Annotated in this window: 19 protein-coding genes and 1 tRNA gene; 17 read left to right on the forward strand and 3 right to left on the reverse strand. The window is 69.3% G+C overall.

What is annotated here, in order from left to right; genetic code table 11:
* From ACVCMB_RS14680 to ACVCMB_RS14725, 10 genes are all read left to right on the forward strand, one after another.
* Window positions 1–360: a GPW/gp25 family protein gene (locus ACVCMB_RS14680; protein WP_447105506.1), complete on the forward strand. Its 360-nt coding sequence runs from the start codon at window positions 1–3 to the stop codon at window positions 358–360.
* On the forward strand, window positions 357–3,080 hold the full coding sequence (locus tag ACVCMB_RS14685) for a putative baseplate assembly protein (RefSeq protein ID WP_447105507.1): 2,724 nt from the start codon (window positions 357–359) through the stop codon (window positions 3,078–3,080). Before ACVCMB_RS14680 ends, ACVCMB_RS14685 begins: the two co-directional genes overlap by 4 nt.
* Window positions 3,077–6,187 (forward strand): putative baseplate assembly protein, encoded by a 3,111-nt coding sequence (locus ACVCMB_RS14690; protein ID WP_447105508.1) that lies wholly within the window; start codon window positions 3,077–3,079, stop codon window positions 6,185–6,187. The genes ACVCMB_RS14685 and ACVCMB_RS14690 overlap by 4 nt, the downstream gene beginning before the upstream one ends.
* A complete protein-coding gene (locus ACVCMB_RS14695) occupies window positions 6,184–8,418 on the forward strand; it encodes a hypothetical protein (protein WP_447105509.1) in 2,235 nt (744 codons plus the stop codon). The genes ACVCMB_RS14690 and ACVCMB_RS14695 overlap by 4 nt, the downstream gene beginning before the upstream one ends.
* 10 nt (window positions 8,419–8,428) lie before the next feature.
* Window positions 8,429–10,057: a DUF6519 domain-containing protein gene (locus tag ACVCMB_RS14700; RefSeq protein WP_447105510.1), complete on the forward strand. Its 1,629-nt coding sequence runs from the start codon at window positions 8,429–8,431 to the stop codon at window positions 10,055–10,057.
* A gap of 55 nt (window positions 10,058–10,112) precedes the next feature.
* A complete protein-coding gene (locus ACVCMB_RS14705) occupies window positions 10,113–11,612 on the forward strand; it encodes an esterase/lipase family protein (RefSeq protein WP_447105511.1) in 1,500 nt (499 codons plus the stop codon).
* Window positions 11,613–11,672: 60 nt separating this feature from the next.
* Window positions 11,673–12,656, forward strand: a complete 984-nt coding sequence (gene dusA / locus ACVCMB_RS14710) for a tRNA dihydrouridine(20/20a) synthase DusA (protein WP_447105512.1) — start codon at window positions 11,673–11,675, stop codon at window positions 12,654–12,656.
* Between the two features lie 81 nt (window positions 12,657–12,737).
* Window positions 12,738–13,049 (forward strand): PepSY domain-containing protein, encoded by a 312-nt coding sequence (locus tag ACVCMB_RS14715; RefSeq protein WP_298851460.1) that lies wholly within the window; start codon window positions 12,738–12,740, stop codon window positions 13,047–13,049.
* 1 nt (window position 13,050) lies between these two features.
* Window positions 13,051–13,743: a response regulator transcription factor gene (locus ACVCMB_RS14720; RefSeq protein WP_136259750.1), complete on the forward strand. Its 693-nt coding sequence runs from the start codon at window positions 13,051–13,053 to the stop codon at window positions 13,741–13,743.
* Window positions 13,709–15,130, forward strand: coding sequence for an ATP-binding protein (locus ACVCMB_RS14725; RefSeq protein ID WP_395121329.1), 1,422 nt, complete (start codon window positions 13,709–13,711; stop codon window positions 15,128–15,130). Before ACVCMB_RS14720 ends, ACVCMB_RS14725 begins: the two co-directional genes overlap by 35 nt.
* A 6-nt stretch (window positions 15,131–15,136) precedes the next feature.
* Here the strand turns inward: ACVCMB_RS14725 and ACVCMB_RS14730 are convergent, their stop codons facing one another.
* Entirely contained in the window at window positions 15,137–15,922 is a 786-nt protein-coding gene (locus tag ACVCMB_RS14730) for a M90 family metallopeptidase (RefSeq protein WP_395116212.1), read from the reverse strand.
* Between the two features lie 12 nt (window positions 15,923–15,934).
* On the reverse strand, window positions 15,935–16,252 hold the full coding sequence (locus ACVCMB_RS14735; protein ID WP_395116214.1) for a hypothetical protein: 318 nt from the start codon (window positions 16,250–16,252) through the stop codon (window positions 15,935–15,937).
* Window positions 16,253–16,449: 197 nt separating this feature from the next.
* Here ACVCMB_RS14735 and ACVCMB_RS14740 point away from each other — a divergent pair, with 197 nt between their 5' ends.
* The 7 genes from ACVCMB_RS14740 (at window position 16,450) to rocF (ending at window position 21,094) form a co-directional block, all read left to right on the forward strand.
* Window positions 16,450–17,430 (forward strand): biotin--[acetyl-CoA-carboxylase] ligase, encoded by a 981-nt coding sequence (locus ACVCMB_RS14740; RefSeq protein ID WP_395116216.1) that lies wholly within the window; start codon window positions 16,450–16,452, stop codon window positions 17,428–17,430.
* Complete coding sequence (locus ACVCMB_RS14745) at window positions 17,427–18,188, forward strand: type III pantothenate kinase (RefSeq protein WP_447105513.1); 762 nt, start codon at window positions 17,427–17,429, stop codon at window positions 18,186–18,188. Before ACVCMB_RS14740 ends, ACVCMB_RS14745 begins: the two co-directional genes overlap by 4 nt.
* 32 nt (window positions 18,189–18,220) lie before the next feature.
* On the forward strand, window positions 18,221–18,880 hold the full coding sequence (locus ACVCMB_RS14750) for an SPOR domain-containing protein (RefSeq protein ID WP_447105514.1): 660 nt from the start codon (window positions 18,221–18,223) through the stop codon (window positions 18,878–18,880).
* Between the two features lie 37 nt (window positions 18,881–18,917).
* A tRNA-Thr gene (locus ACVCMB_RS14755) sits at window positions 18,918–18,993 on the forward strand.
* A 167-nt stretch (window positions 18,994–19,160) separates the two neighbouring features.
* Window positions 19,161–19,403, forward strand: a complete 243-nt coding sequence (locus ACVCMB_RS14760) for a hypothetical protein (protein ID WP_395116221.1) — start codon at window positions 19,161–19,163, stop codon at window positions 19,401–19,403.
* Between the two features lie 100 nt (window positions 19,404–19,503).
* The gene (locus ACVCMB_RS14765) at window positions 19,504–19,704 is read left to right on the forward strand and encodes a hypothetical protein (protein WP_447097348.1); all 201 of its coding nucleotides are present in this window, start codon (window positions 19,504–19,506) and stop codon (window positions 19,702–19,704) included.
* Between the two features lie 475 nt (window positions 19,705–20,179).
* Complete coding sequence (rocF, locus tag ACVCMB_RS14770; RefSeq protein WP_395116225.1) at window positions 20,180–21,094, forward strand: arginase; 915 nt, start codon at window positions 20,180–20,182, stop codon at window positions 21,092–21,094.
* A 135-nt stretch (window positions 21,095–21,229) separates the two neighbouring features.
* Here rocF and ACVCMB_RS14775 read toward each other — a convergent pair whose 3' ends face one another.
* Entirely contained in the window at window positions 21,230–21,829 is a 600-nt protein-coding gene (locus tag ACVCMB_RS14775) for a hypothetical protein (protein WP_447105515.1), read from the reverse strand.
* Window positions 21,830–21,846 lie beyond the last annotated feature (17 nt).

Below are 21,846 nucleotides of genomic sequence, written 5' to 3' on the forward strand. Positions count from 1 at the left end.
ATGAACCTGGACTACCCGTTCCATTTCGACCCCCGCGGCCGCGTCGCGGAGACCGGCGACGACGAGCATGTGCGCGACATGATCGAGCAGCTGCTGTTCACCAGTCCGGGCGAGCGGGTGAACCGGCCCGACTTCGGCAGCGGTCTGCTGCAACTGGTGTTCGCGCCGAACAGCCCGGAGCTGGCCGCCGCGCTGCAGTTCACCCTGCAGGCGGCATTGCAGCGCTGGCTGGGCGACGTGATCGACGTGGGCAAGCTCGAAGTCAGCAGCGAGGACGCCACCTTGCGCGTCGACCTCAGCTACACCGTGCGCGCCAGCGGCGACACGCGCAGCGACAGCTTCGTGCGGAGCCTGCCATGAACCGCGCGAACGCCCATGCGAGTCCCCGCACGATCGGCTGCGCGCCGCTGCCGGCCTGCAGCGTGCCGGCGCGGCGCGAGAAGCTGCGGCTGGCCGGCACGCTCAACGGCATCGACTACGTCGAGGTCGGCGACGATGGCACCAGCCTGTGCGTGCATTTGTTCGGCGAGATCCCGCAAGGCCTCGGCGTGACCAACGTGCGCATCAGCGGCGGCGACCGCATCACCGGCCTGCGCGTGCTCAGCGTGAACCCCGAGCTGGAACCGGACATGCACGATGACGCCTGCCTGCGCATCGTGCTCGACCGCGAAGGCGACCACACCGCGTACTGCCTGTGCCTGGTGGATGCGGCCTCCGGCAATGACCCGGCGAGCTGGCAGGCCTATCCCGGCTTCGATCCGCGCTATGCCTGCGTCCCGCTGCACTTCCGCCTGGACTGCGCGAAGACGCTGGACTGCGCCGACGAGACGCCGTGCGTGTCGCCACCATCGCCCGCGCCGGAGATCAACTACCTCGCCAAGGATTACGCCAGCTTCCGCCAGCTGTTCCTCGACCGCCTCGCGCTGGGCATGCCGGCGTGGCAGGAGCGTCACGTGCCGGACCTCGGCATCGCGCTGGTGGAGACGCTGGCGTACACCGCCGACTACCTCAGCTACTACCAGGACGCGGTCGCCACCGAAGCCTACCTGGGCACCGCGCGCCGACGCATCTCGGTGCGCCGGCATGCGCGGCTGGTCGACTACCGCATGCACGAGGGCTGCAATGCGCGCGCGCTGGTGACGCTGGCCTGCAGCAACGACCTGAGCCTCGAACTGGCCAACCTGCTGCTGCTGGTGCCGCCGCCGGGACAGGATCATCCGCAGCCCGGCGTGATCGACGCGGCCCAGCTCGACGTGGCGCGTGCGCAGGGCGCGCTGATCTACGAGCCGATGCCGCTGGACGGCATGACCACGTTCGACGTGGTCGCCGCGCACAGCGCGATCCGGCTGCACAGCTGGGGCGACGAGCTGTGCTGCCTGCCACGCGGCAGCACACGGGCGACCCTGGTCGATGCGCCGCCATCGACGCTGCCGGCAGCGACGGACGCCGTCGCGGCCACGGTGCCGCAACGTGCGCTGAAACTCGTGGCTGGCGACCTGCTGATCTTCGAGGAGGTGCTGGGACCGCAGACCGGCAACCCGGCTGATGCCGACCCGGCGCATCGGCATGCCGTGCGCCTCACGGACGTCCGGACGTCCGTCGATCCGCTCGACGGAACGTTGCTGCTGGAGGTCGCGTGGGACGCCTGCGACGCGCTGCCGTTCGACCTGTGCCTGTCGGTGCGCACGCCGGCGCCGGACTGCGCCTGGCTGCACGACGTCAGCCTGGCGCGAGGCAACGTGCTGCTGGTCGACCACGGCGAACACGTGCGCGGCCAGTGCACGTCCACCGCGATCTGCATGCCCGACGGCAGCGACGGCGATTACCCCGGACTGACCGCCGCGCTCGCCGCGATGCCGGATGCCTGCACGCGCTGCGGCACGCTGGTGGAGGATTGCTGGCTGGTGCCGGGCGGCACGCAGTACGGCTGCTGCCGCTGCGACGGCGCGGTGCAGGACGTGCGCCGCCCGCCCGCCGACACCGGCCACGTATTGTCGGATACGCCGCTGACCTGGGCCGAACCATTGCCGCCGCATGCGCCGGTGTGTCGGCTGCTGGCGCGCGATCCGCGCCAGGCGCTGCCTCAGTTGAGCGTATACGGCGGAGCGCTGGCCGACGTGCTGGTCGCCGGCACGCCCGATCCGCGCTGGCAGTGGCAGCCGCGCCAGGACCTGCTGGAGAGCGGTCCGGACGATCGCCACTTCGTGGTCGAGATCGACGACGACGGCGCCGCCCACCTGCGCTTCGGCGACGGCGTGCTGGGCGCGCAGCCGCAGGCCGGCGACTTCTTCCGCGCCGCCTCGCGCATCGGCAACGGCCCGGCCGGCAACGCGGGGCGCGACAGCATCGTGTGGCTGGCGCTGAAGTCGGGCGTGCTGTCCGCCGACCTGGTGCCGCGCAACCCGTTGCCGGCCAGCGGCGGCACCGCGCCGGAGAGCCTGGCCGAGGTGAAGCTGTATGCGCCCGGCGCATTCCGCGCCAAATCACTCCGCGCAGTCGTCGCCGACGACTACGCGAGGTTCGCCGCGCAGGCGCCGGAGCTGCAGGGCGCCGCCGCCGCGCTGGAGTGGAGCGGCAGCTGGTACGCCACCGACGTGATGGTCGACCCGCTCGGCCGCGAGAACCTGCCCGCCGGGCTGGCGCGGCGGATCAGGGCGCAGCTGGAGCGCTACCGCCGCATCGGCCACGACGTCGAGGTGCATGCGGCCTGCTACGTACCGCTTCGGATCGCGTTGTTCGTCTGCGTGCTGCCGGACTTCCTCGTCGCCCACGTCGAGGCCGAGCTGCGCGACCGCTTTGGTTCGGGCCTGCGCCGTGACGGCACGCCCGGTTTCTTCCATCCGGACCGGCTGAAGCTGGGTGCGCCGGTGTTCGCCAGCGCCCTGCTGGCCGAGGCGCAGTCGATCACCGGCGTGGCCCACGTCGAAGTGTCGTGCCTGGCGCGCGCCGACGACCCGACCGACGGCGTGCCCGACGACGGCGTATTGCACCTGGCCGCGCGCGAAATCGCCCAGCTCGACAACGACCTGGATCATCCCGACCACGGCAGCATCAGCTTCAATATGGGAGGTGGCCGATGAGCTGCTGTAGCGCCTGTGGCAGGCATGCCTGCGCCTGCGCCTGCGGTTGCGGCGCGACTTCCGGCACGCCGTTGCCGTTGACCAACCGGCCGGGGCTGGAAAGCCTCAGCTATCGCGTCGGCACCTACGCCGACTTCCGCGCCACCATGCAGCGCGACCTCAGCGATGCCTCACTGCCGGCGCTGGCCGGGCTGCGCACGCGCGAGCAGGACGATCCGGCGATGGCGCTGCTCGATGCGTGGGCGGTCGGCGCCGACGTGCTGAGCTTCTACACCGAGCGCATCGCCAACGAAGGCTACCTGCGCACCGCCACCGAACGCCGCTCGGTGCTGGAACTGGCGCGGCTGCTCGACTACCGCCTGCGCCCCGGCGTCGCCGCCAGCGTCTACCTTGCCTACACGGTGGAGAAGGATTCGCCGCCGGTGACGATTGCCGCCGGCGCACGCGCGCAGTCGGTGCCGGCGCCGGGCGAGCAGATGCAGACGTTCGAGACCGCCGAGCCGCTGGATGCGCGCTACGAGTGGAACGCGCTCAAGCCGCGACTGACCCGGCCGCAGAACATCACGCTCGACAACATCGCCGGACTCGGCGAGCTGTGGATCGCCGGCACCGCCAGCAACCTCAAGCCGAACGATCGCCTGCTGTTCCTGTTCGGCGACCTCGCCAGCGGCGTGCAGGCGATCCGCCTGGTGCAGTCGGTCGAGGTGCAGCAGCAGAGCGGGCGCAGCAGGGTGCTGTTGCAGCCGGTCGACGCGGCGACGGTGCAGATCGTGGCGGCGGCGAACCAGGCGATCGCCACGTTGAACGCGTCGGCCGCCGGGCCCCATCGCGAAAGATGGCTGGAAGGCATCGAGTCCGCGCGCAGGGATATGCTGCTGGGCGGCGACAACGGCGGCAGCTTCGACGCGCTGATGAGTCGCCGGCTGGATGGCATTCCCGCCGGGCCGCCGGCCGTCGACGATTTCAAGAACGCGGTGGATGCGGCGTTCGGCACGGTTCCGCCGTCCGCCGGGTCGCCGGGCGGCTTCGGCGCGCTGTTCGGCGCGCTGACGCTCACGCCGACCCTGCAGCCGGCCAGCCGTTTCCGCCTGCAACGCAACATCGCCAGCGCGCTGGGCAAGGCCAGCGACGTGCGCCCGCAGCTGCTGTTGAATTTCGAGGCGCGGCTGGCCGACAACTTCTACCGCGCCTGGACCAGCGTGCCGCAGGGCGAGCCTTCGCCGGCACTGAGCGGCGTCCATGCACTGCGCGTGTCCGCGCCGCTGTTCGGCTACAACGCGCCGCAAAGCATCTCCATCACGCAGACGCCCGATGGTCATGGCGGCTCGACCTCGAAGGTCGCCACCACCGAGCTTTCGCTGGACGAGGATCCGAATGTCGTGCGCCTGGACAATGGCTACGACGGTGTGATGGCGGGCAGTTACCTGGTCATCCAACCGTCTGGCGACGTTCCCACGGTGGCGCGGGTGAAGAGCGTGCAGGTTCATCCGCAGCTGAGCTACGGCATCAGCGGCAAGACCACCGAGATCACGCTCGATGATCCGTCGGCGGATGGCGACTCGGTGGTGTGGCAGGTACCCAGCATGACGGCCTTGCGCAGCACGCAGGTGCATGCGCAGAGCGAACCGTTGTCGCTGGCCGAGCTGACCATCGCCGACACGGTCGGCCGGGTTGCCGATGACGGCGCATCGCGCACGACCAGGGACAGCGCCACCCGGCTCACCCTCGACACCGCCGTCGACGGCCTCAAGGCCGGGCGCTGGGTGATCGTCGAGGGCCGGCGCAGCGACGTGCCGGGTACCGATGCGGTGACCGCCGCCGAGCTGGTGATGCTGGCCGCGGTGGAACAGGGCGTGGATGCGGACCTGCCGGGCGACACCGTGCACAGCACCCTGGTGTTCGCCAACCAGGGCCTGGCGTACCGCTACGTGCGCGACAGCGTGGCGGTGCATGCTAACGTGGTGCGCGCCACCCATGGCGAGACACGCAACGAGGTGCTCGGCAGCGGCAATGGTGCCGCGACGATGCAGGCGTTCGTGCTGAAGCAGCCGCCGTTGACGTACGTCTCCGCTGCCACCGTGGATGGTGTGCAGAGCACGCTCACGCTGCGCGTCAACGGTATGCAGTGGCACGAGACGCGCAACCTCGCCTTCGCCGGCGCGGCCGAGCGCCGCTTCGTCACCGCCATCGACGACGGCGGCAAGACCACCGTGCAGTTCGGCGACGGCACGCACGGCGCGCGGTTGCCTACCGGCATCGAGAACATCGTCGCCACCTACCGCAACGGCATCGGCACGCCGGGCAACGTGCGCGCGCAGCAGGTCAGCCTGCTGGCGACGCGGCCGCTCGGCGTCAAGGACGTGATCAACCCGTTGCGCGCCTCCGGCGGCGCCGACGCGGAGACACGCGACCAGGCGCGCCGCAACGTGCCGCTGGCGGTGCTGGCGCTGGACCGGCTGGTCTCGGTGCCGGACTACGCCGACTTCGCGCGCACGTTCGGCGGCGTCGGCAAGGCGGCGGCGGTCAAGCTCGGCCACCGGGTGCAGGTGACCATCGCCGGTGCCGCCGATGCGCCGATCGACCCGAGCTCCGACCTCTACCGCAACCTGCTGCAGGCACTGCAGCGCTACGGCGATCCGTCGCTGTCGGTGCGCCTGGACGTGCGCGAGCTGCTGGCGCTGACCGTGAGCGCGAAGGTGGGGCTGTTGCCGGACTTCGCGTGGGAGTGGGTCGAGCCGGCCGTGCGCGCGGCGCTGCTCGACGCGTTCGGCTTCGAGCGGCGCGCGCTGGCGCAGGCCGTCTATCTCAGCGAGCTGGTTGCCTGCATGCAGGCGGTGCGCGGTGTGGCCTGGGTCGACGTGGACGCGGTCGGCAGCCTCGACGAGGCGACCCTGCTGGCCGGTTTCGGCGCCGGCGACAACGGCAAGCAGGGCGATGGCGCCGCGTTGATGACCCACGTCACCGCCGCGACCGCCACGATGGTGCCGCCGCGCGTGCCGGTGCTGCCCGCCCGCTACGACGACAACGGCACGCTGCGCCCGGCGCAGCTCGCCTACCTGCCACCGAACGTTCTCGACACCTTGCTGCTGCAGGAGGCCACGCCATGACTGCGCGTCCGGATCGGCTGTACGACCTGCTGCCGGTGGTCTATCGCCTGCGCGATGCGGAGCAGGGCTGGCCGCTGCGCGACTTCCTGCGCGTGCTGGCCAACCAGGCCGATGTGCTCGAGCAGGACATCGCCCGGCTGTACGACAACTGGTTCATCGAGACCTGCGACGACTGGGTGGTGCCGTATATCGGCGACCTGCTCGGTTACAGCTTGTTGCCCGAAGCGGCCACGCTGGGCGAGGACGGGCGCCGCGACGCCAGCCTCGGCCGCGTGCTGGCGCCGCGCGCCGACGTGGCCAACACGATCGACGCGCGCCGGCGCAAGGGCACGCTGTCGCTGCTGGAAGACCTGTCCCGCGACGCGGCCGGCTGGCCGGCGCGCGCGGTGGAGTTCTACCGCCGGCTCGGCTGGATGCAGCACCTCGATCATCAACATCCGCACCGCGGCGGCATGGCCGACCTGCGCGCTCCGGGGCGGCTGCAACGACTCGGCTGGGCGAACGGCGCGTTCGATCCGTTCGCGCACAGCGTCGACCTGCGGCGCATGGGCAGCCGGCATCGGCGCGGCCGCCACAACATCCCGGCGGTCGGCGTGTTCGCTTGCCGCCTGCGCAGCTACCCGGTGAGCTGCACGCCGGCGTACTGCATCGAGGAACGCGGCCCGCAGTGCTTCAGCTTCAGCGTGCTCGGCAACGACACGCCGCTGTTCCAGCGCCCGGTCGCGGAAACCGAACCCACCCACATCGCCGACGAGCGCAACCTGCCGCTGCCGCTGCGCCGCTGGCGTTTCGCCGAGCGCGGGCCGCTGGCCGACTACGCCAGCGTGGCGGACGAGTTCTACGGTGACGGCCGCAGCGTGCAGGTGTGGGCGCCGGACTGGCCGACTAAGGGGCAGGGAGTGCCGGTGCCGCGCGAGCTGCTGGTGCCGGCGGATCTGTCCGGCTGGCGCGGGCAGGTCAAGCGCGGGCGCGTGGCAGTCGACCCCGAGCGCGGCCGCCTGCTGTTCCCGGCCAACCAGCGGCCGAAGCGCGGCGTGTGGGTGAGCTACCAGTACGGCTTCGCCGCCGACCTCGGCGGCGGCGAATACGCGCGGGTCACGCCGGAGCTGGAAGGCGCCACCCGCTACGTGGTGCATGCCGCCTTGCCGGATCACGCGGCGAGCGGCAACTGGCCGGCCGGCCACTTCGGCAGCATCGCCGACGCACTGGCGGCGTGGGTGCAGGCCAAGGCGGCCACGCCGGCGTTGCGCGCACTGGTGATCGAGCTGGCCGAAAGTGGCGTGTACGAGGGCAGCATCGACCTGCAGCTCGATGCGGGCGAGGCGATCCAGCTGCGCGCCGCCGAGCGCACGCGGCCGCTGCTGCGCCTGCTCGACGTGCGTGCCAGCCAGCCGGACGCGCTCAGCGTCAGTGGCCGCGCCGGCAGCCGCGTGCTGCTGGACGGCTTGCTGATCGTGGGCCGCGGCATCGAGGTGCACGGGCCGGGCGACGAGGCCGCCGCAGACGACGACCTGTGCGAGCTGCTGATCCGCCACTGCACGCTGGTGCCGGGCTGGGCGCTGCACTGCGACTGCGACCCGAAGCGCCCGGGCGAGCCCAGCGTCACGCTCGACGGCACGCGCGCTGCGCTGCGCGTCGAGCACAGCATCCTCGGCGCGATCATGGTGATCAGCCCCGAGCGCCGCGGCGAGCCGCCGCCGCTGGAACTGTGCGACAGCATCCTCGACGCCACCGACATGGAGCGCGTGGCGCTGGGAGCGCCGGACGAGGCGGTGGCGTACGTCGAGGCCAGCTTCCGCCGCTGCACGGTGATCGGCGAAGTGCAGGCGCATGGCATCGCGCTGGCCGAGGATTCGATCTTCGCCAGCCCGCTGCGCGTGCTGCGCCGGCAGCAGGGTTGCATGCGCTTCTGCTACGTGGCCGACGGCTCGCGCACGCCGCCGCGCTTCCACTGCCAGCCGGATCTGGCGCTGGCCGCGGTCGATGCCACGCGACGCGCACACGAAACGCTGCGCGTGGTGCCGCTGTTCCGCAGCCGGCGTTACGGCTCGCCCAACTATCTGCGCCTGGCCGACGACTGCTGTGATGAAATCAGCCGCGGCGCCTCCGACCGTTCGGTAATGGGCGTGTGGCACGACCTGTACGAACCGCAGCGCGAGGCGAACCTCGCGGCGCGGCTGGCCGAATACGTTCCGGCGGGCACGGACGCCGGCATCCTCTTTGCGAGTTAGGAGATCGACCATGAAAGGCGACTTCGCACGCGTCAGCTTCGACCCGGCCCTGCATTACAGCCAGGTGTTCCAGCAGCAGGGCCGCGTGCTGCTGGAGGCGGACTGGAACGAACAGGGGCAGATCCAGTTGCAGCTGCTGCGCACCCTGGTGCGTGACCTGGTCGGCCCGTGCTGGGCCGCCGGCAGCGGCTTCGCCATCACCGCCAGCACCACCAATGCCGACGGCAGCAGCAAGCCGCTGCCGCTGACCGACTGGCAACTGGCGCCGGGTCACTTCTACGTCGACGGCATCCTGTGCGTGAACGAGGCCGCGTGCACGCTGGCGCAGCAGCCGCACGCGCCGACGCCCGACTACGGCGTGGCCGACGGCAAGAGCGGCTTCGAGAATCCGCCGAAGGGCTATGCGCTGTGGCTGGACGTGTGGGAGCGGCACCTGTGCGCAGTGGAGGCGCCGGGTATCGCCGACGTGGCGCTGGACGGTGTCGACACAGCCACGCGCGCGCAGGTCGTGTGGCAGTTGCGCCTGCTCGACCAGCCGCGGGCGCAGCAGCAGCTCGACGAGGTCGCCACGGCGTTGAAGACGCGCCAGGCCGCCGCCGGCAATGCCGACGCCGCCGTGATCAAGCAGCAGCTCGCCGAGCTGGCCGCGTTGCGCAAGAGCCTCGACGGCGGCGGCCAGGCCAACGCTTCACCGTGCGAGACCGTGCGCCAGCTGCTCGACGCACGAGCGACCTATGCGCTGCCGCGGCTGCGCGCCGGACTGGGTCCGCACGAAACCGACGACGATCCGTGCGTGATCGCCGCCGACGCGCGCTACCGCGGCATGGAAAACCAGCTGTACCGGGTCGAGATCCACCAGGGCGGACCGGCCGGCGCGGCCAGCTTCAAGTGGTCGCGCGAGAACGGTTCGGTGGTGTTCGCGGTCACCCGCAGCGAACTTGGCGCGGCGGCGGACGACGGCAGCGCGTCGCTCACGGTGACGCTGGCCGGGACCGGCCGCGACATGCGGCTCGGGCTGGCGGCAAACGACTGGGTCGAACTGGTCGACGACCGCTGCACGCTGGGCCAGCGCGCGTACCCGCTGCTGCAGGTGATCGCGATCGACCCGGCAAACGCCAGCGTCACCCTGAACGTGCCGAAGAACATCACGCCGTGGCCGCTGTCCGACGATCCGCGCCAGCATCCGCTGCTGCGTCGCTGGGATCAGCGCGAGGCGGTGGACGCCCAGGGCGTGCTGGCGGTGGCCGAAGGCGAGGCGATCGCGCTGGAGAACGGCATCGAGATCACCTTCGAACCCGGCGGCGTCTACGCTACCGGCGACTACTGGCTGATCCCCGCGCGGGTGGCCGGCAACGGCCAGCTCGACTGGCCGATGACGGGTACGGCGCCCGCCGCGCTGCCGCCGCGCGGATGGCATCACCACGCGGTGCTCGGCGTCAGCGGCGACAACGGCGGCTACGACGAATGCTGCTGCCGCTTCGACAGCCTGTGCGAGATGCTGCGTGCCTCGACCAAGGCCACGCCCGGCACGACTACGCACACGTTGTTCGCCGCGCCCACGGCCGGCGCGGCCAAGTCCACGGTGGCGGGCGGTGCCAGGCGGACCCGCAAGCCGGTGAAACCCGCCGGCCCGGCCTGAGCATCGTCGTGCCGATGTCTTTTCCGCCCGAGAACATCAAAGAGGAAACGGCCCCATGGATCCGCTGACCGCCCCCTACTTCCCGATCATCTACGTCCGCGGCTACGCGATGACGGCGAACGAGATCGCCGACACCGTCGCCACGCCGTACATGGGCTTCAATCTCGGCTCCACCAAGGTGCGCCAGGCCTGGGACGGCACCGTGCGGCGCCACGTTTTCGAATCGCCGCTGGTGCGGCTGATGAAGGACTACGGCTACCGCGACACCTACACCGATGGCAGCGAGATCGACGGCGAGCTGCCGGCGCGCAGCGTGGTGATCTACCGTTACTACGAAACGGCCGATACCGACCTTGGCGACGGCAAGGTGCTGTCGATCGTCGAGGCCGCCACCGGCCTGCGCGACCTGATCCGCAAGTTGCGCGACCAGGTTTGCGGCGCCGACGCGGCGCGGAAGAAGGCATTCCGCGTGTACCTGGTCGCCCATTCGATGGGTGGACTGGTATGCCGCAGCTTCCTGCAGAACGACAAGATCAGCACCGGCGCCGACCGTGCCATGGTCGACAAGGTGTTCACCTACGCCACGCCGCACAACGGCATCGAGATGGCCGGCTTCAACGTGCCGGCGGTGCTCGGCCTGTGGGACATGAACAACTTCAACCGCAAGACCATGGCCGGCTACCTCGGCCTGAAGGGCACGCCGGAGCGCGTGGACACGCTGGACGGCAAGTTCGATCCGCAGCAGTTTTTCTGCTTTGTCGGCACCAATCACCGCGACTACGAAGCCGCGCTCGGCGTGTCGCGCAAGCTGGCCGGCGAGATGAGCGACGGCCTGGTGAAGATCGAGAACGCCACCGTGAGCGGCGCGCCGCGCGCGTTCGCCTACCGCAGCCACAGCGGCGTGTACGGCGTGGTCAATTCCGAGGAGGGCTACCAGAACCTGGTGCGCTTCCTGTTCGGCGACATGCGCGTGGACGGCACGCTGGAGGTCGACGCGCTGCCGCTGCCGGCCTCGGTGCAGAAAGCCAAGGACGACGGCAAGCAGGTGCGCGCCTCGTACTATTTCGAGGCCACCGTGGCGCCGCGCGGCACCAACAGCTACCGCCTGACCGAGCGCCGCCGCGACACCTTCAGCGCGGTGCTGCGCAGCTTCGACGAACTGCTGCGCCCGGCCAACGCCGGGCTGGACGCACCGCGCTCGCCGGTGCTGTTCTCGGCCTTCCTCGACACCAGCAAGATCACCTCCGGCAAGACCGTCGTGTTCAGCGTGGAGCTGACCGTGTCGACCACCGGCTACACCATCGACAACAAACTGTGGCTGGACAAGCACGTCGAAGGCGAATACCTGTTCCGCGACACGCTGGTGGTGCGTGCCACGCAGACCGACGAAGGCTGGAACCTGCGCTACCTGCTCGTCGACGAGCAGTCCAGCGAGAGCCTGGGCACCCTGGTCGAGCCGCAGGGCGACGGGGGTTACCTCATTCCGCTATCGTCGCAGAAAGGCTTCCAGGGGCGATTGCGCCTGGCGGTGTCGATGACGCGCGGAAAGGCATAGCCGCCGCCATGCAGCCCGGCTGCCGCCGGTGCGGGCGGCGGCAGCACGTACACTACGCGCATGAACGATTCCGCCGCCGCCTCGCCGTGGCACTTCAGCGTCGCGCCCATGATGGACTGGACCGACCGCCACTGCCGCTACTTCCACCGGCTGCTGTCGCCGCGTGCGCGGCTGTACACCGAGATGGTGACCAGCGCCGCGCTGGTGCGCGGCAAGCAGTTGCGCCTGCTCGAACACAGCCAGCAGGAACATCCGCTGGCGTTGCAGCTGGGCGGCAGCGAGCCGCAGGAACTGGCACAGGCGGCGCGCTTCGGCGCGGAGGCCGGCTACGACGAGATCAACCTCAACGTCGGTTGCCCCTCCGACCGGGTGCAGTCGGGCCGCTTCGGCGCCTGCCTGATGCGCGAACCGGTCCTGGTCGGCGAGTGCGTGAAGGCGATGCGCGATGCGGTCGAGGTGCCGGTGACGGTGAAGTGCCGCATCGGCGTGGACGACCAGGATGACTACGCAGGCCTGCAGCACTTCACCGAGACCATGCTGGAGGCGGGCGTGCGCGTGCTGGTGGTGCACGCGCGCAAGGCCTGGCTCAAGGGCCTGTCGCCGAAGGAGAACCGCGAGATCCCGCCGCTGGACTACGAGCGCGTGTACCGGCTCAAGCGCGAGTTTCCCGAGCTCGTGGTGGTGGTCAACGGGGGCATCACCACGGTCGAGCAGGTGCGTACCCACCTGGCCCGGCTGGATGGGGTGATGCTGGGCCGTGCGGCATACCACGATCCGTACCTGCTGGCACAGATCGAGCACGCGCTGCACGGCGAGCCGCTGCCTACCCGGGAAAGCGTGCTGCAGCGCCTGCGGCCCTACATCGAGGCCGAGCTGGCGCGCGGCACCGCGTTCAAGCACATCAGCCGCCACCTGCTGGGCCTTTACCAGGGCGAGCCTGGCGCGCGCGCATTCCGCCGCGCGCTCAGCGAGGGCGCGCATCTGCCCGGGGCAGGCTGGGCATTGCTCCAGCAGGCCATGGCGCCGTGCGCGGCGGCAGCGTGACAGGCGCGCCCCGTCCGGCCAGTATTCAGGCCTGACCTCTTAGGCTGGGCGTTCGCTCAACGCCGGACAGGATATTCACGCATGATCAGGTACAAGAGCATGCTGCTGGCCGCCCTGATCCCGTTCGGGGGCGTGGCGGCGGCGCAGACGGGCAAGCCGGCGGTGACGCTGGATCAGGCGGTGCTCCAGGTGCAGCAGGAAACCGGCGGCAAGGTATTGTCGGCGGAGTCGCGCGGGGTCGGCCGCCGGATGGAGTACCGCATCAAGGTGCTCACCCCGAACGGCCATGTGAAGGTGATGGCGATTTCCTCCGAAGCGAGCAAGAATCCGGGGTCGGCCCAGTCGACCAAGAACCCGCCCGGGCGGAATGCGGGCAGCAAGGAGAAACATTGATATGCGCATCCTGTTGGTGGAAGACGAGGCGCCGTTGCGCGAGACGCTGGCGGCCCGGCTGAAACGCGACGGCTTTGCCGTCGATGCGGCGCAGGACGGCGAAGAGGGCATCTATCTCGGCCGCGAGGTGCCATTCGACCTGGCCATCATCGACCTTGGCCTGCCCAAGATGTCGGGCATGGACCTGGTCAAGGCGTTGCGCGAGGCGGGCCAGCGCTACCCGATCCTGATCCTCACCGCGCGCGGCAGCTGGCAGGACAAGGTCGAGGGACTGAAGTACGGCGCCGACGACTACCTGGTCAAGCCGTTCCACGTCGAGGAGTTGCTGGCGCGCATCAACGCGCTGGTGCGCCGGGCCAGCGGCTGGTCCAAGCCGATCCTGGCCTGCGGGGTGATCAAGCTCGACACCACCGCGCAGACGGTGACGGTGGAGGGCAAGCTGGTCGACCTCACCAGCTACGAGTACAAGGTGCTCGAATACCTGATGCTGCACGCGGGCGAACTGGTCTCCAAGGCCGACCTCACCGAGCATATCTACCAGCAGGATTTCGACCGCGACTCCAACGTGCTGGAAGTTTTCATCGGCCGCTTGCGCCGCAAGCTCGATCCGGAAGGCACCCTGAAACCCATCGAGACGGTACGTGGACGCGGATACCGCTTTGCCATCCCGCGCACCGACGGCGACGACGAATGAGCCATCGCCCGCGCGCCGCCCGCTGTCGCTGGCGGCGCGCGCGGCGATCGCCACCGGATTCGTGCTGGCCGGCTTCCTCGGCTTGGTCGGCCTGACCCTGTCGCAGGCGAACAAGGAGCGTGCGCTGAGCGCGCTGCACGACCGCCTGCAGAACTTCGCAATCGCCTACATCACCAACTTCGACGTCAACCGCTACGGCCGCATCCTGTCGCCGGACACCTCGCCGGATCCGAATTTCTCGCGCCCGGGTTCCGGCCTCTACGCGGTGGCGGTGGGCGACAAGGACTTCCGCTGGGAGTCACCCTCCGCGATCGGCCGTGACTTCAGTTTCCTGGTGCCGCTGGAGCCGGGCGCCAGCCGCTTCGTCGGCCCGATCGACACGCGCATGGGTCGCCTCTACTACTACAGCTACGGCGTGGCCTGGGACACCGAGGCGGGCAAGTCGGTGCGCTTCACCGTGATGGTGGCGCAGACCGAGGATCAGCTCGAGGGCGGCAACATGGCCTACCGGCGCGCGCTGGTGATCTGGCTGTCGATCCTGGGCGTGATGCTGATGGTGCTCCAGCTATTGCTGCTGCGCTGGAGCCTCACCCCGCTGCGCAAGGTGGCCAGCGACATGAGCCGGGTCGAGCGCGGCGACAGCGAGCAGTTGGACAGCCAGTACCCGCTGGAACTGACCGGCCTGACCGAGCGCATCAACGCCTTCATCACCAACGAGCGCGAGCAGCGCACGCGCTACCGGCACACGCTGGCGGATCTCGCGCACAGCCTGAAGACGCCGCTGGCGGTAATCCGCTCGCAACTGGAATCCACCACCGGCGAGGTGCTGGCCGGGCGCAGCACGGCGGTGCTCGATCAGGTGCGCCGGATGGACGAACTGGTCGCCTATCAACTGGCCCGCGCGGCCACCTCTGGCCGGCAGACTTTCGCCAGCGCGGTGCCGATCGCGGGCGCGGCCGAGGATCTGGTGCAGGGTCTGGAGAAGGTCTACGCGGCCAAGAACGTGTTGTGCGAGTTCGACATCGGCGAGGGCGCGGCGTTCTACGGCGAGCAGGGCGACCTGCTCGAACTGCTCGGCAACCTGCTGGAGAATGCCTTCAAGTGGGCCTCCCACCGCGTGTTGCTGGAGGTCAAGGCGCAACCGGAGCACGGGCGCAAGCGGCCGGGCCTCTACATCAGCGTGGAAGATGACGGCCCCGGCATCGCCGAGGACAAGATCGAGAAAGTCCTGCAGCGCGGCGTGCGCGGCGACGAGCGCGTGCAGGGCCACGGCATCGGCCTGTCGATCGTGCAGGACATCGTGCACGCCTACCAGGGCGAACTGGTGGTCGACCGCTCGCCGGAACTCGGCGGCGCACGCTTCAGCGTGCGGCTGGCGGCGAGCTGATCCTGCTCAGCGGCGACAGCCGCCGCACGGCTCCTCGCCGTCGGCGGGCGAGGGGCCGTAGAACGCGTGCAGCAGTTCGGCCACCGCCGGCTCGGTTTCGCGCAATACGGCTGGCTGCGAGTAGTGCAGCTCGCTGACCACGGCGAAATACTCGCCGGCGCTTTCGGTCGCGTAGTGGTCGATCGGCGCGTGGCCGGGGCCGGCGGCCAGCAGGCGGTCGTAGGCGCGCTGGAACTCGCCGATCCAGCGCCGCCGCGGAATCTCGCGCAATGGCGGCACGCCGTCGGGCGGGCCATCGAGCATGTCCAGCTTGTGGGCCATCTCGTGCACGACCACGTTGTAGCCGTCCCACGGCTGCTCCAGGTCCAGTTGCACGTCGGCCAGGGACAGCACCAGCGGGCCATGCTCCCACGCCTCGCCGATCAGCACCTCGTCGCTCTCGGTGACCACGCCGGTGTGGTCGTCATGGTGGCTGCGGCGCACCTTGAACTCGCCCGGGTAGATCAGCACGTCGCGCCAGCCGCGCAGGCTGGTCGCACCCTGCTGCAGCGCCGGCAGGCAGGCCTGCATGGCAATCAGCAATCGCCAGTAGTCGTCCAGTACCGCGCCGGCCAGCGCGTGAAAACGCTTGCGCGCCAGGAAGATGCCGGCGAGCTGGCGCAGTTGCAGTTGTCGCGCGGGGTCCAGCCGACGCGCCAGCGGACAGGCCGCCAAGGCTCGCCGCCACAGGGGGTCGGCGATCGGTGCAGGTTCAAAGTGTGCCCGCAGGGATGTCCACCAACGGCGCGGCATGCCGCCGAACGCTTACTGGATCGACCCAGGCAGCAGCGATTGCCAACCCAGATGTGGCCGGGGCGCAGGGGCCGGTGCCGGCGAAGCCGCGCCGGAACGGTCGTTGCTGCTGCGCACGGCGCCGCTGGTGCTGCTGCTGCCGGGGCTGCTGTTCTCGCGGTTCATGCCCAGCACGTCGCCGGCGATGCCGTCTTCGCTATCGTGCGATGACGCGTTGCTTGCGGTTGGGCTGCCGCTGTCCACGCCTTGGCTATCGAGGCTGGCCGCTGCTGTCGCGCCGGCGAAGGCGAGGCACAGGATGCAAGCGATGATCCGGTGGGTGGCGCGCATGGCAGTGAAACTCCCCAGGCCGCAAGCGAAGAATCCGATCGTCGCAGAAACCGGGCGCTGCTGCCAGTGCAAGCGGCGGGCGCGCGTGCCGCAGTGCAGCGTGCGGCAGGCTAGAATGATTCGATGGTTCTTTTCTCCACCGTTCCCCTGCCTCGCGCTGCCCCCACGGCGCGCGCCGCCGCGCGCCGGGTTCGCTGATGCAGCCGCTGCAATTGCTGGCCTTGCTGGCTCCCGGCGCACCGCTTTCCGGCGCGGCGCTGGCCGAGCGCAGCGGGGTGACCCGGGCGGCGATCTGGAAGCAGGTCGAGGCGCTGCGTGCGCGGGGCGTGCCGGTGCAGACCCGCGGCCGGGCCGGCTATTGCCTGCCGTGGCCACTGCAGATGCTCGACGCGCAGCGCATCCGCGCCGCCTTGCCGGCCGATGTCGCACGCACGCTGGGTACGCTGGAAGTGCACGACGAGCTCGACTCGACCTCCAGCGAACTGCAGCGGCGGCTTGCCGATGCAGCCGACCTTTGCGTGGTGCTGGCCGAATCGCAGAGTGCCGGGCGCGGCCGGCGCGGTCGCGACTGGCTGTCGCCGCCGGGGTTGAACATCTATCTCTCCTGCCTGAAACGATTCGGTGCGGGCTTCGCGGCGCTGGGCGGCCTGTCGCTGGCGATCGGCGTGATCGTGCTGCGCGCGCTGGATGAACTGGGCGTTGCCGGTGCGGGGCTGAAATGGCCGAACGATGTCTTGGCCAGCGACGGCAGCGGCAAGCTGGCGGGCATCCTGGTCGAGCTCAGCGGCGAATTCCAGGGGCCGTGTTCGGCGATCATCGGCATCGGACTCAACCTGCGCCTGACCCCGGCCCTGCAAGGCCAGGCCGGCCAGCCGGCCACCGACCTGGCCAGCCTGTGCGCGGGCGCGCCGCCGGATCGCAACCGCGTGGCCGCGGCGCTGATCGCTGCGTTGGCGCAAGGCCTGGCCGAGTTCGAGCGCGAAGGCTTCCACGCCTTCGCCGCCGACTATGCGCGCCACGACCTGCTGCGCGGCCGGCCGCTGCAACTCAGCGGAGCGCTCGGCACGTTCGACGCACTCGGCGCAGGCATCGACGCGCGCGGCGCCTTGCGGGTGCAACTGCCTGACGGAAGCGAGCGGCGCATCGACAGCGCCGACGTCACGGTGCGCCGCGCATGAGACTGCTGCTGGATCTGGGCAATTCGCGCCTGAAATGGGCGCTGCAGGGGTCGTCGCCGGCATGGCTGGCGCAAGGCGTGCTGGAGTGGCGCGAGGATCTGGCCACGCTGCCGGATGCGGCGTGGGCGGGTTTTCCGCGATCGACCCAGGTGGTCGGCGCGTCGGTGGTCGACGAAGCGCGCGAGCAGCGCGTTGCCGCCGCCCTGCGGCAGGCATTCGACAGCGCGCCCGAATGGCTGCGCACCCCGGCCAGCGCCTGTGGCGTACGCAATGCCTATGCCGAGCCACAGCGGCTGGGCGTGGATCGCTTCCTCGCCATGGTTGCCGCGCATGCCGCCCATCGCGAGCCGTGCGTGCTCGCCAGCGCTGGCACCGCGCTGGTGCTCGATGCGCTGGCCGCCGATGGCCGGCACCTGGGCGGGCTGATCGCGCCGGGCGTGCAGCTGATGCAGCGCTCGCTGCTCGACGCGACTGCGCTGGTGCGCCCGCAGCGACCCGGCGACATCCTGCAGCTGGCCGACAACACCGCCGATGCGGTGACCTCCGGCTGCTGGCAGGCCGCCGCCGCACTGATCGAGCGCTTCCATGCGCAGATGCGTCCGCGCCTGGGCGGCGAACCGGCGCTGATCCTCGACGGCGGCGATGCGCCGCGACTGGCGCCGTTGCTGTCGCTGCCCGTGCAAGTCGGCCAGGACAGCGTGTTGCGTGGCCTGGCATTGTGGGCGGATGCGCACATGCCGACGCCGGCCAGCCACTAGAATGAGTGGTTGGCGGTCTTGATGGGGGTTCGATGTTCCTGCGTCTGCTGTTTGTCCTGTTGAGCGCGCTGAATATCGCGGTCGGAGCGTGGCTGCTGCTGGGCCAGCCCTATCGGCACGTCGGCGACGCCACCGACCCGGGCGTGGCGCCACTGCAACTGTTGTCGGAACTGCCCGCGGCGGAAGGCACGATCGCGGTGCCCGAAACGCCGGCCGCGGCCGTCGATGCCTCGCAAGGCTTTCGTTGCATGGCGCTGGGGCCGTTTGACACGCCGCAGGACCTGCGCAGCGCGCGCCAGGCGCTGGACGGGCACGTCGCGCGCATGCGCTCGCGCCAGCAACAGACCACCCAGCCCAGCGCGTGGTGGGTCTACCTGCCCGCCGCCGCCAGCCGTGCGCAGGCGCTGCAGACGGCCCGCCAGCTTGCCGCGAAAAACATCAACGACTATTTCGTGGTCGGCTCCGGTGACCAGGCCAACACGGTGTCGCTCGGCCTGTTCCGCGACCCGGCCAATGCGCGCAAGCGCCTGGACCAGGTGGCCGCCGCCGGCTTTCCCGCGCGCATGAGCGAGCGCAGCGAAAGCGTCCCGGAGTACTGGCTCGACCTCGCCATCGGCGCCGCCCAACCCTTCGACTGGCGCCAGTACCTCGGCGCCAGCGACCTCGGCACGCACGACATCCGCTGCTTCTGAGCGAGCGCAGCGCCCCGCTGCTAGAATCCCCGCCTGCGCCGGCATAGCTCAGTTGGTAGAGCAGCTGATTTGTAATCAGCAGGTCCCGGGTTCGATTCCTGGTGCCGGCACCATCCGCCTGCATGGCCGCCGCCGCGCCATCCGCCCGCGGCGCGCCGACTCCCCACAGCAACTGTAGGCCTGCGCTGACAGACCCGGCGCCAGGCCTCGACACATCCTTGGCAAGCTCCGGTGCGCCCCTGCGCGCATCGGTCTCTATTCTTCGGCCGAGGGGGCGCCCATGAGCGTGGTCCTGACCATCAAGGAAAGCCGCCACGGCCTGTGGCGCATCTGCAGCGGCCCGGACGTCCTGTTCGACCGCCTGCGCTTTGCCCATGCCATCCGCCTGGGCCGCGGCCTGGCCCGCGAGGAGCACGCCAGCTCCGGTACCGCCGCCCGCGTGGAGATGATCTGCAACGATTTCAGCATCCCGCTGGTGCAGTACGCCGAGGTACGCCGCTCCCCGATGACCGCCGTGTCCTGAGCCCAAAGCTTGGCGGTACGTTGCGGCGCGGCGTGCGTGCGTCGCGAAATTTGTTACGATCGCTTCAACGGCTACGCAGGGGTAGCCGGGAGTGATCGACATGCAAACACCGTATGTGCAGCCCGCCCTTTGGCGCGGCTTGCAGCTGTTTGCAGGGATGCTGTGGGGGAAACCGGCCAAACCAGCCACCGCGGGCGCGACAGCGCGTGCGGCGGGCGATCTGGTGACGTGGCGGGCCGGCGCGCGATCGCGCCGCGAGGATGAACTCGAACGCATGCGCGACGACGCACCTCTGACTTGACGGCGTCCCGACCCGGTTTCGGGCTCGTCGTTCCGGCGAAGGCAAGCTGTTGTCCGCAGCAGATCCGTCCTTGACGTCCACCGCGTCAAGGCGCAAGACGGCGTCGCGTGGCCCACCTCGACACGCCCGCTTGCCCCTTCGTCGGTCCGGCGGAGGCTGGCATTGTCCTTCCGTCATGCCACCACACGGCGCGCGGGCCATGGCAGCCCACGGGCGTCGGGTTCCGCTGTCGTCGCAGGCCACCCGCCCGTCATGGCGTGGTGGGTCACGCATCGCGCGTGACGCGGCCCCCACGACCTGATCCGTTAGACTTGCACCATGCGCGGCGGTCATCGCCGCGCATGCATTCTTGCGTCCACGACCGCGCACCATGTTTGCGCGATGTCCCGGTACAGCGCCATGGACGCCGCGTGATCCACCGTGCCGGTGCACCGCGTCAGCGTGCGCGCCGGACTCCACCGCAGGCAAGAACTTCATGAACACACAAACCGTTTCACTGATCGGCGTTCCCACCGACATCGGCGCCGGCCACCGTGGCGCCTCGATGGGGCCGGAAGCCATGCGCGTCGCCAACCTGGCCGCCAAACTCGAACAGCGCGGCCTGCAGGTAATCGACCGCGGCAACCTGCAGGGGCCGCTCAATCCGTGGCTGCCGCCGGTCGACGGCTATCGCCATCTCGACGAAGTGGCCGCATGGAATACGGCCGTCTATACGGCTGTTCGCCAGGAGCTTCAGTCCGGCCGCCTGCCGATCATGCTCGGCGGCGACCATTGCCTCGCCATCGGCTCGATCAGCGCGGTGGCCGACCACTGCCGCGAAACCGGCAAGCAGCTGCGCGTGCTGTGGCTCGACGCGCATTCGGATTTCAACACCGCCGAGGCGACGCCGTCGGGCAACATCCATGGCATGCCGGTGGCCTGCCTGTGCGGCCGCGGCCCGCAAGTATTGACCGGGATCGGCAGCCACACCCCGGCGATCACCCCCGACGTGATCCGCCAGATCGGCATCCGCTCGGTCGACTACGGCGAGAAGCAGCTCGTGCGCGAAGCCAACGTGGGCATCTTCGACATGCGCCGGATCGACGAGGACGGCATGAAGCGGGTGATGGAGCAGGCACTGGAAGGCATGGACGACAACACCCACCTGCACGTGAGCTTCGACGTCGACTTCCTCGACCCCAGCATCGCGCCCGGCGTCGGCACCACCGTGCGCGGCGGCCCCGGTTATCGCGAGGCGCAGCTGTGCATGGAAATGATCTCCGACAGCGGCCGGCTGGCCTCGCTCGACCTGGTCGAACTCAACCCCGCCTTCGACCGCCGCAACGCCACCGCCAAACTGGCAGTGGATCTGATCGAGTCGCTGTTCGGCAAATCCACGCTGATCCGCTGAAGCGGATCGCAAGACCGCTTCATGCGTGCACCATTCCTTCAATACGCGTGCAACATGTTGACTGAGCAGATTCGTAGGGAAACCTCAGACTCTGCCCATCTTTCTGTGCTGGACTGGGGTCTGGAAACCGCCTAGCTATTTGTATGGGCCTCGCTCACCGAAGAAAACTAACAGGATCGGACTAGTGATTGCCGCGATCAGGTGGGCCAGCGAGGAGAGAAAAAACCTTCGTTGCTTGGCTTGCGACGATGCGTAGAACCTCAAACCCCAAGGCATGCCGCTAAAGAAGGCCCGCAGATACCACCGATTTGCGGCGGAAAAGTCATTTTTAGTATTCTGAAGCACATGGCCCATTATCATCATGGCCTTGGCATTCCCGTCGACAGAGACTGCTCTCTCGCATAAATCAAGAACCTCGTTTGCATTTTCCCTTTCGCTAAGTCTGTACAGCATTCTTGCCCGACCAATTAGGCCTTCACTTTGAAACTCGCCTTCTTCTGAAGATAGCTCGGAAAAAGCACTTAAAGCAACTGGGTTGTTGTTTCCACCAAAGGCACCTTCTTCTTCGAGCCTCGCATAGATATATCGCATTCCAGTAGCACTTGGAAATGAAGAAGGATCGGATTTAGATCTATCCAATAATTTTTTAACCTGATCAAAGTCATCCTTATCAAGGCAACGCATAATTTCACGAAGCTTTTTTTCCGCAAGATATAACTGACTAGTTGATTTCACGCGCTTGTCTCCGACTA

It is taken from the genome of Rhodanobacter sp. UC4443_H10, from assembly GCF_052978325.1.